The organism is Photobacterium sp. 1_MG-2023 (genome assembly GCF_030547945.1).
GTDB lineage: Bacteria > Pseudomonadota > Gammaproteobacteria > Enterobacterales > Vibrionaceae > Photobacterium.
This window is the reverse complement of record NZ_JAUORR010000004.1, coordinates 79,047-91,052: the sequence shown is the minus strand read 5'-3', so window position 1 is coordinate 91,052 and position 12,006 is coordinate 79,047. Positions and strand designations below refer to the sequence as shown.

The 12,006-nt window shown below is 51.6% G+C and carries 13 protein-coding genes; 10 read left to right on the top strand and 3 right to left on the bottom strand.

Annotation, left to right across the window (positions count from 1 at the left end):
* Window positions 1–43: 43 nt before the first annotated feature.
* The 7 genes from Q4579_RS05450 to Q4579_RS05420 all read left to right on the top strand — a co-directional run bounded on the left by Q4579_RS05450 (window position 44) and on the right by Q4579_RS05420 (window position 5,185).
* Complete coding sequence (locus tag Q4579_RS05450) at window positions 44–991, top strand: amino acid ABC transporter permease (RefSeq protein ID WP_303562311.1); 948 nt, start codon at window positions 44–46, stop codon at window positions 989–991.
* A 19-nt stretch (window positions 992–1,010) separates the two neighbouring features.
* Window positions 1,011–1,736: an amino acid ABC transporter ATP-binding protein gene (locus Q4579_RS05445; protein ID WP_303562309.1), complete on the top strand. Its 726-nt coding sequence runs from the start codon at window positions 1,011–1,013 to the stop codon at window positions 1,734–1,736.
* Between the two features lie 259 nt (window positions 1,737–1,995).
* The gene (locus Q4579_RS05440) at window positions 1,996–2,736 is read left to right on the top strand and encodes a 5-oxoprolinase subunit PxpA (protein ID WP_303562307.1); all 741 of its coding nucleotides are present in this window, start codon (window positions 1,996–1,998) and stop codon (window positions 2,734–2,736) included.
* Complete coding sequence (gene pxpB / locus Q4579_RS05435) at window positions 2,733–3,431, top strand: 5-oxoprolinase subunit PxpB (RefSeq protein WP_303562305.1); 699 nt, start codon at window positions 2,733–2,735, stop codon at window positions 3,429–3,431. The genes Q4579_RS05440 and pxpB overlap by 4 nt, the downstream gene beginning before the upstream one ends.
* A complete protein-coding gene (locus Q4579_RS05430) occupies window positions 3,413–4,339 on the top strand; it encodes a biotin-dependent carboxyltransferase family protein (protein WP_303562303.1) in 927 nt (308 codons plus the stop codon). The genes pxpB and Q4579_RS05430 overlap by 19 nt, the downstream gene beginning before the upstream one ends.
* Before the next feature lie 31 nt (window positions 4,340–4,370).
* Window positions 4,371–4,931 (top strand): gamma-glutamylcyclotransferase family protein, encoded by a 561-nt coding sequence (locus Q4579_RS05425; RefSeq protein ID WP_303562302.1) that lies wholly within the window; start codon window positions 4,371–4,373, stop codon window positions 4,929–4,931.
* A gap of 2 nt (window positions 4,932–4,933) precedes the next feature.
* Window positions 4,934–5,185, top strand: a complete 252-nt coding sequence (locus tag Q4579_RS05420) for a hypothetical protein (protein WP_303562300.1) — start codon at window positions 4,934–4,936, stop codon at window positions 5,183–5,185.
* 33 nt (window positions 5,186–5,218) lie between these two features.
* Here the strand turns inward: Q4579_RS05420 and Q4579_RS05415 are convergent, their stop codons facing one another.
* Window positions 5,219–6,001 carry a DUF3108 domain-containing protein gene (locus Q4579_RS05415; RefSeq protein WP_303562298.1) on the bottom strand — a complete coding sequence of 261 codons (783 nt, stop codon included), beginning with the start codon at window positions 5,999–6,001 and terminating at the stop codon, window positions 5,219–5,221.
* A 497-nt stretch (window positions 6,002–6,498) separates the two neighbouring features.
* On the opposite strand from Q4579_RS05415, the gene Q4579_RS05410 reads away from it, so the two are divergent.
* Both Q4579_RS05410 and Q4579_RS05405 read left to right on the top strand, forming a co-directional pair.
* Window positions 6,499–6,714 (top strand): hypothetical protein, encoded by a 216-nt coding sequence (locus Q4579_RS05410; protein ID WP_303562296.1) that lies wholly within the window; start codon window positions 6,499–6,501, stop codon window positions 6,712–6,714.
* Window positions 6,715–6,902: 188 nt separating this feature from the next.
* Complete coding sequence (locus Q4579_RS05405; protein WP_303562543.1) at window positions 6,903–7,388, top strand: DUF2947 domain-containing protein; 486 nt, start codon at window positions 6,903–6,905, stop codon at window positions 7,386–7,388.
* An 11-nt stretch (window positions 7,389–7,399) separates the two neighbouring features.
* On the opposite strand, the gene Q4579_RS05400 is transcribed toward Q4579_RS05405, so the two are convergent.
* Both Q4579_RS05400 and Q4579_RS05395 read right to left on the bottom strand, forming a co-directional pair.
* Entirely contained in the window at window positions 7,400–8,248 is an 849-nt protein-coding gene (locus Q4579_RS05400) for a pirin family protein (RefSeq protein WP_303562294.1), read from the bottom strand.
* 124 nt (window positions 8,249–8,372) lie between these two features.
* Window positions 8,373–10,028 (bottom strand): VRR-NUC domain-containing protein, encoded by a 1,656-nt coding sequence (locus Q4579_RS05395; protein WP_303562292.1) that lies wholly within the window; start codon window positions 10,026–10,028, stop codon window positions 8,373–8,375.
* A 226-nt stretch (window positions 10,029–10,254) separates the two neighbouring features.
* Here Q4579_RS05395 and Q4579_RS05390 point away from each other — a divergent pair, with 226 nt between their 5' ends.
* On the top strand, window positions 10,255–11,775 hold the full coding sequence (locus tag Q4579_RS05390; protein WP_303562291.1) for a phosphatase PAP2 family protein: 1,521 nt from the start codon (window positions 10,255–10,257) through the stop codon (window positions 11,773–11,775).
* Window positions 11,776–12,006 lie beyond the last annotated feature (231 nt).

Genomic DNA, 12,006 nt, shown 5'->3' with positions numbered 1-12,006 from the left:
CGTGGTATTGTTTCAGACCGCTAAACGGCTCAGGAAGAAGTAAATGAATAGGACGTCGAACCGTTGGTTGTGGCATGCAGCCTTTTTTGCCATTCTGGCTTTCCTGATGCTTGGGTTATATCAGGCATCGCAAAGTATTAACTACAACTGGCAGTGGCAGCGTGTGTTGCCCTTTATTATTGATACCTCGCCGCAGGAATATCGTGCTCAGGGAGATGGCACGGTTCAGATCAATGCAGATCACAGCATCACGATTCAACTGGATAACAGTGATGTCCCTCAGCGTATTCCGGCCTATGATCACCGGAATGTCCAACAAGGCGATTTAGTCTTTGAAGGAGATATCCTCGCCACCAGCGAGCAATGGACTATCGGACCTGTGACCATGGGGCTTTGGGTTACGCTCAAGATATCCGTCCTGTCCCTGTTCTTTGCCATCATTCTGGGCCTGATTGCTGGCCTGATGCGCATTTCCCATAATCCTGTCACTAAGAATATGGCGTTTCTTTATGTTGAGGTGATTCGTGGCACGCCATTACTGGTCCAGATTTTCATCGTTTATTTTTTTCTGGGCACGATTTTTGATCTGGAACGCTTTACGGCCGGTGTGGTTGCACTGTCGATTTTCACCGGTGCTTATATTGCCGAAATCATCCGCTCTGGCATCCAGTCCATTCCCCCTGGCCAGATGGAAGCGGCACGGTCACTGGGGATGAGTTACCCCAAGGCGATGATGTATGTCATTTTGCCGCAGGCGTTCAAGCGAACCTTACCGCCGATGGCCGGGCAGCTCATCACCCTGATCAAAGATTCTTCGCTGGTGTCTGTTATTTCAATTACGGATTTGACGAAGGCCGGCCGCGAGGTGATCAGTGGAAGCTTTGCCACTTTTGAAGTGTGGTTTGTGGTTGCAGCTTTGTACCTGCTACTGACGACAAGCTTATCCTGGGCAGTACAACGCATTGAGAAGAGGTTGGCGAGCAGTGACTAGAACATACCAGGGTGATGACATGATTATCGCAGAAGGCGTCAATAAAATTTATCCGAATCAGTGCCATGCACTGAAGGATGTGAGTGCGACCATCAAGCGGGGTGAAGTGGTGGTGATTATCGGCCCCTCAGGCTCCGGAAAGTCGACTTTTCTGCGCACACTCAATCAACTGGAAGTGATTTCTTCCGGCCAGATTCAGATCGATGGCATGGATATGTATGCTAAATCGACCAATATCAATGAATTACGTGCCAATGTTGGCATGGTTTTTCAGTCTTTTAACCTGTTTCCTCACAAAACGGTCAAGGGCAACGTGATGCTTGCGCCTCAGAAAGTGCTGGGCCGTGTGAAAGCAGAGGTCGAAGCCGACGCAGAGCAGTTGCTCAGGCGTGTCGGACTTGCTGAGAAAATGGATGTGTATCCGTCGCAGTTATCCGGCGGCCAGCAACAACGGGTGGCGATTGCCCGTGCGTTAGCCATGCAGCCCGACGTCATGCTGTTTGATGAACCCACGTCTGCACTTGATCCGGAAATGGTGGGAGAAGTGCTGGATGTGATGAAAGATCTGGCGGCAGAAGGCATGACCATGGTGGTCGTAACGCATGAAATGGGATTTGCCAAAGAAGTGGCGGATCGGGTGCTGTTCATGGAAGACGGTGAATTGCTGGTGGGCGATACCCCCGAGCACATTTTTGATTCTCCAAAGCATCCGCGTTTAGTGCAGTTTCTTTCCAAGCTTTTGTAAATTCTGCGATCTTGGGTCGTGACAATGAAAACAGGCCGGCAAATGCTGTTTGCCTGTTTTTGTTTTTTCCTGTGTCAATCGCTTCTGACCTGTGAATCCATCCGTTTTTCCCAATGCTGATTGATATTTTTCAGCCATGATTTTCTGAAACAGATAACAGGGTTCACTTGAGGTTGGCGGTGAATCTTTGGCAAACTCGTTATAATTGAATCAGGTAGATATTTTTTCGACGAGTTCTCAACGAGTGCTAAGGATTTGCATGAAACTGAACTGTGATATGGGCGAAAGCTACGGTTGCTGGCAGATGGGGGATGATCTGGCGGTGATGCCTTATGTTGATCAGGCGAATATTGCCTGCGGATTTCACGCATCAGACCCGGACACCATGGCCAGAACAGTGGCCAGTGCTGTGGCGCATCAGGTGACCATCGGTGCGCATCCGGGCTATGACGACAAGCCAGGATTTGGCCGTCGCAGCATTCCACACAGCCCCGAAGCCATTACCCATCTGGTGGCTTATCAGACGGGGGCGCTTGAAGCCATCTGCCAGTTACATGGGACGCAGGTTACGTATGTGAAGCCGCACGGTGCCCTGTATCACGACATGATGAGCCGGTCAGATGTTCTGGATGCGATTCTGAAGTCAGTCGCAGCGATGAACCGACAACGGCCAACCCCGCTTGCCCTCATGGTTTTGGCGAAAGCCGATAACAGCGTTATTCAGGCGGCAGCAGCCCGGTATCAGGTGCCGTTACTCTTTGAAGCTTTTGCAGATCGGGCCTATGACGAACAGGGCAATCTGGTGGCGCGAAACCAACCCGGCGCGGTTCACCATGATCCGGCACGGATTCAACAGCAGGCATTGGCGCTGGCGACCGGTTCAGTGACCACGATCAACGGACAGTCACTGTCCCTGCGGGCGGACACTCTGTGTGTGCATGGTGATAATCCCGAGTCCATTGCGACCATCGCTGAAATCAGAAAGGCGATGCAGTCATGATTCGCTTTGATACGGTGTCGGAAAGCACCTTGATGGTCCATCTTGCGGATGAGATTGATGTCAGCATGACGCCCTTGATTGCCCGGTTGGTCGGCCAGATTCAGGCCGATTTTCCAGAGCAACTGATCGATTTGCTGCCTTCCTATACGTCCATCCTGATTCATTTTCATCCGGATAAAATCACCGAGCGCGTGCTACGTGAGCGTGTGCAGCATTGTTATCAGCAATGGCAAAACAAGCCTTGTTCGACGCAGGGAAAGCTGATTGAGCTGCCTGTGTTTTATCATCCGGATGTCGGGCCGGATCTGACGGCCTTAGCTGCCAGTCAGGCGATGAGTGTCGACGAGGTCATTGCCCTGCACAGCGGCGCAACCTATACCGTTTGTGCGATTGGTTTTGCACCGGGGTTTGCATTTCTGGCTTCCGTTGATGAGGCCATCGCGACACCGAGACATGCAGAACCCAGACTTCGGGTAGCGGCGGGCAGTGTCGGGATTGCCAATCAGCAAACGGCGGTGTACCCGGCGCAGTCGCCGGGTGGCTGGCAGATCATCGGAAACTGCCCCAAGCCGCTGTTCAATCCGCATCAGGAGCCGATGACCCCATTTCAGGTTGGGGATCAGGTCCGTTTTCAGCCGATTGATCGTCAGACATTTCATTCGCTCGGAGGGGAAATATGGCCACACTGGAAGTGATCCGCCCCGGCACGCTCACGCTGATTCAGGACACAGGTCGCCTGGGAGTTGCCCGTCAGGGATTAAGTCAGGGCGGTGCGGCAGATTTACATGCCTATTGCTGGGCGAATTATTTACTGGGCAATCCGATGGACTGTGCTCAGCTCGAAATCACGCTGGGGCAGGCCAGTTTTAAAGCACATGCAGAGATAGAGTGTGCGCTGACCGGTGCCGAAATGCAGGCAACTTTAGACGGCGAACCCGTAGATACCTGGGCCACCTTTGTGATGCGAAAAGGCCAAACCTTGCAATTGGGCTATGCCCGCAGCGGGCTGCGGGCTTATCTGGCGATTCAGGGGGGCATTGATACACAGCCTGTGCTTGGCAGCCGGGCGACGGTCGTGCGCAATCAGATGGGAGGTCTGGACGGCGGGCCATTAAAACAAGGGGATCAGCTACCGGTTCTTGCGAGTCTGTATCACCATCGTCCCCGATACGTCCCGCCCCGGTTTATTCCAGATTATGAGAGCCCGATCGAATTGCATCTGCTGGCCTCCTCACAGTGGGAGTTTTTTCCACCGGATGCCAGAAATCAGTTTTTTGATAATCATTATCATGTCTTGCCTGAAAGTGACCGGATGGGGTGCCGTCTGGAGGGCAACGTCATTCTGGGCGGTCCGGCCGGGATCGTTTCTGAAGGGATTGCACTGGGGGCGGTTCAGATCCCACCGAATGGTCAGCCAATCGTCTTACTGAATGACAGGCAGACACTGGGCGGTTATCCCAAGCTGGGATGTGTCGCCCGTATTGATTTGCCCAGACTGGCTCAGGCGCGCCCTGGAAAAGACATCCGATTTATTCGTGGCGATTTGGTATCATTGCGAAAAGCATGGCAGCGATTCTCGCATTTTTTTGGCCTGCCATTCTGAGACCAAATCATTCCCGACAGAGGAGGAAAGGATGTATATCTTTGGCTATGGAAGTTTGATCAATCGTGCTTCACGTCAACGCACCGGGCAGACCGGCGCCGCAATTCCGGCAGAGGTGGAAGGTCTTCAGCGCCACTGGGGGAAAGTGGATGGTTCTTATGCCATTTCTCCCCTGGTGGCGTCGCTCGGAGAAGGCCGCTGTAATGGCGTACTGCTGAAAGTTGAAGATCATTTCCTTGGCCATTTTGACCAGCGTGAACGCGGATACCAGCGGGTTGAGCTGGATCCGGCCCGAATTCTTCAGGATGAGCTTCTGTCGTTTGATGCGCCAGTCTGGGTGTATGTGAAAGCGAATCCAGCCCCGCCTTGCGACCAGCAACCGATCATGCAGACTTATGTCGACACGGTGCTGGCCGGATGCCTGTCGATTTCTGATGCCTTTGCCCGAACTTTTGTGGAGACGACCTCCGGATGGCATCACCCGCTGGAAAACGATCGAGAAAGCCCGAAGTACGGTAATCTTGCCGGGGTTGAGGCGGCGCACCTGCCTTGTATTGATCGCTTGGTTCATCGGTCCAGAAAGCTGTTCTGACCATGGCGAAGCCCAATAAAAAAGGACCGGAAAGAACCGTTGAAATCTATTGCAGCCAATGCCGGACACTCTTGCTGAAATATCGTAAAGGCGGAAAGGGTGCGCTGGTGAAATGTTTTAAAGAGCGGATTGTCAGAGACCATACGACGACACCCTGCTGCTGCCCCGGATGTGAGCAGGTGTTTGCCCGCGATACGCTGGTTCGGGGCACACCCGCGTTCAAGATCATTGGTGGGAAAGCATTTCAGAAATAGCCGGAACGCAGGTCAGTTTGTCGATGACACAGATCAGTTCATCGGCGCTGATTGTGCGGTCATCGCCTCCGGGTTGTTGCTGGTGAAATAGCTTTGCGGACACAGTTCCCGTTTGGTGCGCAAAACGGCTTTCAGGTCCAGAATTTTACGTTTGTAAGTCCCTCTGACCAACTGATAATCCAGATCGGGAGAGAACCACAGGTTGACCTGACGATCGGGTTTTTTAATCTGTTCAACCCGGACCGTATTCACGGTGCCGTAGTTGGTATTGAGTTTTTCTTCACCAGCCACCCGAAAATAGTAATGACTCACATCATCGGATTCCTGCATTTTAAAATCGAAGGTTTTCTTACCCTGAATCAGATTCAGCCGCATTTGGCTGGCAACGGCTTCGACATCCAGTAAAGGCAGGTCGGCACTGTCAAACTTCATTTTTTCGCCGTCATTGACGATTTCGGAGTGTGTGCCATCCTGATTGAACTGAGCGCGGGTTTCACCATCCAGCAGACCTGTGATCGAACGATTGAAGGATTGGGTCAGGAAAGAATTCTTGATGTCTGACCAAATCACTCGGGTGTGCTGCTCAAAGTTGGTTTTGGCCACAATGGCAGACAGGCGGCTGCGGGAGCGGATATCAACGGTCTGATTATTTTCCCAGCTGAGTTTGCGTTCAAAAAATCCAATTTTATGGCTGCCGTAATACAAATCATAAGTGAGTGTTTTGACACACTGGTGCCATTCGGCAGGAGGCGAAGCCAGGGCGGATAGCGGGGACAGACACAGCATCAAAGCTGAAAAAAAAATAGTACGATTCACGAAACCTCTCCCGGACTTTTCAATCTGAACCATGAGCGACATCAACCCACATTCATTAATTTAGCAAACACCACAAGGGATGCTCTCCATCATTGAGACAATGGACAATGGCAGGGAGTTCATGCCGGGTGTGATTGATGGGTTTATATTGTCTGGTTTTTCTCACCAGATTGCCTGAATCATCAGATGCTTATCCTATGAATTTGATGAAGTTTTTATGTCAGTTTCATGTCAGTAAATTCAGTGGGTTAGCTGAATGAATCAACATTGAGGCAGGAGGTCGCAGGCCGGAGCTCGCCTAATTCACTGATCATACGTTGGTGCTCCCGATGTTCACTAGCACGCCAAGATGACAAAGAGATGTCGGAAATTTGACGCAATTTCACTCTGTACCTAAGGTTTATGGGCTCTGCGTATCCATAACCACATCCAATGCCGACACGGTTGAGACGCAGACATGACCTGCCCGTAAAACCTGAGACGAGACGGAGGATTGCATGAAAAAGGCGAATGGTGCCTATCGGCTGCAGATTATTAAAGAGGTTGCAACAAGAAAGCGACTCGAAAGCAGTGATGATCCGATGGCAAACCATATTTATCATTTGCTGGAAACCAGTACCCACCTTGATCACGCTGAGCAACATTTGTTCAATGGCAATCATTTTGATGATCGCGCGGGCGGTTGGATCAGTAATTTTTGGTCGGCGAAATAATGGGTAGATCCGAATCTGCAAGGTGGTTTGGGTCTGCCTGTTGGTCTGTCGTGTACGGCCAGCCTGTCAGGCTGGCCAATTTCTGCCTGCAGCATGTCATGTCACAAATCACGCCTGATCGACTCCGTCTGGCATCAGACGGCTATCTGCGGTACATTTCCCGGTCTTATTGTTTTCCGAATCAGATCATGCATTACATCGATATTAACGCTTACTCCCGCAAGTGGATTTTCACCCATGCATCCATGCCTGTCCCGGCAGCGGATCTGGCACAAATCCATCCTTTGACTCAAGCCCGCTCGGCCACGTTATGGCGTGAGCACATCAGTGCGCAAAGCCCGGATGCAGATCATTTCGGACAAGGAGACTGGCCAGCGCAGGACAAAAACTGGATTGACACTGTGAACTGGCAAGATGCGTGGGATCACGATGATGACAACGCTTTGCCGGAAGCCCTGGCGGCTTTTCTGGCGTGGGAAGACAATACGCCGGTATATTTTTGCTACGAGAAGTACAATCTAATTGAAACGCGTTGGGATGTGTTCAAGCGTCACTGGAAAAATTTCCTGTTCTTTGATGATGGCCCGATCCTGATCGCGAAAAAGCAAACACAAGCAGTGTGGTTTCAGTCTGACGGCACTTGTCGCATCGGTCACCGCGTTTCATCGAACTGAGCGTGAACCGCTCAGCTGGGATCGGCCAGATGCACCGGGTGGTTTGCCATCAGCGCGGAAATGGTATCGCTGCCCTGATGTAAATTTTCGGGGTTCGAGTGGACTGAGCTGCCCGAGCTCAGCATCGGCTGGTTCAGCGGTTCACCCAGAATGAGAAAAAGCCGCGCACCCTTTTGACTGGTTTTGATATGGATCGGCAGCTTGGAGGGATTCAGAATCCCCATTTGCTGCGGGTACAGCTGATTCGCGCCGATATACACCGAGCCGGATCGCATATAGACAAAGCCTGATACCAGACGTTCATCCGGCTCCCAGTACCATCCTCCGTAAGGCGCAATCATAATATCCAGATAAGTTACCGGAATGCTGGAGGACAGCGGACTTTTCGCCTGTTTGTACTCACCAATCAGCACCTTGGTGGTTGTATCCATTTCTTCAACCAGAGGTAGACTGCCTGTCCCGATATATTGACTGGACGCATCGGCCATTTCCCGTTCACCGGCTGGCAGTGCGGTCCAGAGGGCAAACGATTCTGCCCGCCCCCCTAACGGTTGCATGGTGTCTTTGTGAACGATGCCTTTGCCCGTTGTCATGATTTGCAGATCGCCGGTCTGCATGGTGACAGAGCAACCGCACGAATCCATGTGATGTAAGGTGCCGGTGACCGGATAGCTGAATGCTTCAATCCCGGAATGGCCGTGATAATCGAGCCCGGTTTCTTCTTTGATGCCATTGGCATCGAAATGATCCCACAGAACGAACGGATTCAGTTCTGAAAGGTTTTCCTGATAGATATAGGCTGTCATGGGGCCGGATTTCCGACCGTAGCGGATTTTATTGATCGTTCTTGTCGCCTGCATGATCACACCACTGAAATGCTGTACTTCTTATAGAATCAATCTTAGTTCATATGGTCTTTAAACGACTATTTGAACCGGATTGTGTTCTTAAAATTGACCGGGATTTGACCTTTCTTGATAAGGTTCACATTTGCCAGACCACATGATTGATCCGGGCATCCAGTCCACATTGCTGAAACAGCCGCAACCAACGTTTTTGATTCGCTTGCAGTGTATCGCCCGGTCCTTTGACTTCAACCCATCGGAGCTGCCCGTTTTTCAACAGGATCAGATCAGGCTGGCCACTGCGGTTCTGCCGCGGATCGAACAGCAAGCGGGATAAAATGGTATGACGGTGTTCAGGGGTTAAGCAGGCAAGTGTGTTTGTGATGAGTTCAGGTGACACCAGCGCCCAGTTGACCCAATCGTTGGTGATGCCTTGTTTGTGATGAAATACCGTGAGCCATTCTTGCCATTGCCCGGTCCGGATGGCTTCCAGGCGGGACGTCAGCATGGCTTCTCGTCGTGTTTTGAATTCGGGGTGATACATATCTCTGGGCGCGCGCTGGAAAGGATTGAGGAAAGCGCCGGACACTGGCGAAAAAATAATATCCCAGAAGGCCAGACCAAACAGCGCGCACAAGAGGGCGTTTTCTGTGTAATGCACCGTCCAGCCTTGCTGCTGGTAATGCGCGACAACGGCCAGTTCGACCCGTAATCCGGTTGCAGGTAAATGCAGGGTTTCTTCACAAAACTGTTCTCGGGCTGCTGGCTGGGCTGGGCGTTTCAGCATCCGATTGAGTTTGAGCTTCAGCCGTTCCGCGATTTCCAGTTCTTCTTCATGGTGGGGTTGCTGTCGCATGGATTGACAGATCGCCAGTGCCGTCTGCGGGCGGTTGAACTGAATCAGGATTCTGACCTGACGTTCGCGACTGGGGGGCAGGGCGCTTCGGCTGAATAAATACAGCGCCAGATCAAATCGCCCGCAGCGCTCCAGATCGCGTGCCACCCGGTTCAGCAGACGCTGACGATGGCGTTCAAGCGGAGGCCAGTCCGACGCGGGCGGCAAGGTCTTCGCGAATGCTGCCATGGCATCAGGCTGCTTCGCGGCTGCGATGGTGTCGTAGTGCTGTGCCAGCGTTTCGAGTTGCAGCCACTGCACGATGTGGTGTCTTTGCTGAAACAATCGGGTGTTTGTGTCTGTCTGGTAGGCTTCAAACCGATGCAGTCCTAAATCGGCCAGAACAAACTGACTCAGATCCTGATATTGGTTGCCAAAAAATAACAGCAGGAAAGTTGTTAAATGGCGCTGATGTTCGACCCGGATCAGCGTGTCGTTCAAAGACAGACAATCGGGAATCTGGCACACAATCGCTTCGACCAATGCAGCCTTTTTTAGTTGCCTGAGCGCGGGATATGCCTGCCATAAAGCCGGGTACGAACAAGCGTCAAAAGATGCCAGCAGTTCGGGTTTGGTAAACAGGTTCAGGAGAGATTCTTTCGGCCAGTTTGCCTGACTCTGACTGATGAACCCGGAGTGCAACAAGGACACAATGGCCTGTCTGACCGTGTCTATTTCCGGGTAATTTAAGCGTGAAACACGGAAAAACAGGCTTTTCCGTGAGAGTAGGCGAATATACAGTAGCTTTGCACAATCGGGGAGTTCGTGATAATCCGCCATCCAGCGGCGTTCGGCCTGACTCAGTAAATCCTGATACTGGCGATCCACTTCCTCCAGCAGAATTTCAAAGTTCTGACGATAGTAGTCTGGGGCAAGCTCGGGGGATGTGGCTTGGGTCATCATTGTCTCACCAGTGAAAAGAGATGCGTCTATTGTGGGAACTTCTTGGCTATGCGTAAAGCCCGAGGATGCACCTGAATCAAATCGAACTATGATGCCTGCTTTTTCTCAGCCTGCCTTTTCGGGCACTTGGGGATGCATCACACACTGATGGATTTTTCGTGGTGGCATATGCTTTGCATTGTTAAAATTCTGAATTGTTAATGAAATATTAGAAAGGTTTCCAGTGAACAGACAGCGTGAACATTTTCAGCCTGCTCAGGTCATGGTTGCCATGGCATTATTTTGCTTTTGGCTGGTGTCATGGCCTTTGGTTGTGAATGCTGCAGAGGAAAACAGGGAAAAGTTTTTGCCGGAAACAAGCACAGTGGAACAGCCCACGGATTTGGTTGGGGCGGCCTGCATTATCCGGCACGGAAAGCAGATGATCATGCTGACGGAAATTATCTCGCAAAAGTTATCGATTCCCGGTGGCTACATTGATCACCGCGATACCGCCAGTGTGACGGCACTGCGGGAAGCCAAAGAGGAAACCGGTCTGGACGTTGACGTTGTTCAGTTATTGCAATATCGCGATCGGGCTGCAATTTTTGCCTGTGTCACCAAGCAACCCATTTTAGTGGCGCAACGGATGGATCTGAACCAGCGGCATCAGGTTGCCTCCTGGAACGCTCCGCATTTTGGTTCAGAAGTAAAAAATGTCTATCTGATGTCGCCGTTGACGTTGAGGGAAGGGGAGTACCGCTATCCGGGGGATATTCTGTATTTATATCAGTGGATGCAGGCGACCCCGGAAAGTGAGGTTGTGTTTTATCAGGATATCAGTGCGCAGGCGAACGGTTTGCATCAGGCGGAATTGAAGATCATTCAGCATTTTCAGGCCTGGGGCAGTACCTTGTCGTCGACGGCACAGACCTTGTTCAATACCCTGATGTGGTTGCTGAATCTTTCCGGTGAATACTGGTTCGTGTTTTTGCTGGCTGTTGGGATTGCCTCTTTGCTCGGACCTGTTGCGATGCTGCAACTTGTGTCTGCCACCATACTTGCGATTCTGTGCTCGACCTGGCTCAAGGATCTGCTCCATTCACCACGGCCCTTTTATCTCATCCCGGCTTTGCAGCAAGGCGATGCCTACGGCTTTGGTTTTCCGAGTGGTCATACGCTGCTGGCAACGGTTGTCTGGGGCATGATCTGGCTGAAATTCTGTGCGAAAAAGTCCTGGAATCATGCCAAATCCGGCTTGCTGATCGTGATTGCACTGGTTGTGGGTCAGGCGGCTGCGCGGGTCTGGTACGGTGTTCATTTTATCAGTGATACTCTGGCTGCCATGTTGCTGGGGATCTTGCTTCTGGTGATTTTTGCCCGTGTGATCACGCCGGCCAGTATCCGAGGAAAGTCAATCTGGCTGGGCATCACTGTGTTGACCGGATCAGCTGCCGGGCTGACGCAACTCCCACAACATTCCTACCTGTTCGCCATTTCTCTTGGTGTGTTTCTGAGTCTGGACGCTTTACCGAAGCGCGCACTGAGTTTGTCTGTAATGCGGCATATGCTGGTGGCTTCTTGCTTACTGATCGGGGCGGGCAGCATTGCGTATTTCTCGACAGAACTTGCAGACCATTGCTCTGTCAGCCCGATTATTCTCAGCCTGCGGGCCGTCGGAGCCTTCTTACTGGCGATCTGGCTGGTTGCCGGTTCTTCTGTGATGCTGCGTTTACTGGCTGACCCTGAACAGAAGCAATCATAAATCGTGAGCGTTCACTTTTTCAGCCTCACGTATACGGGCGTTGAGTATCAGACCAACCCCCGCAAGTGCTTTGTTTCATGCTTTGAGTGCGGTAAAGTTAGGGTAAACGATTATATCAATAAGGCATATCCCTCATCTGCGGTGCTGAATCATACGGTCGGGAGCTGACCGGGTGAATGAACCACTGTGAGTACGGGGAAAAAAGCCAGCATAGTATGGAGCCAGTGGAAG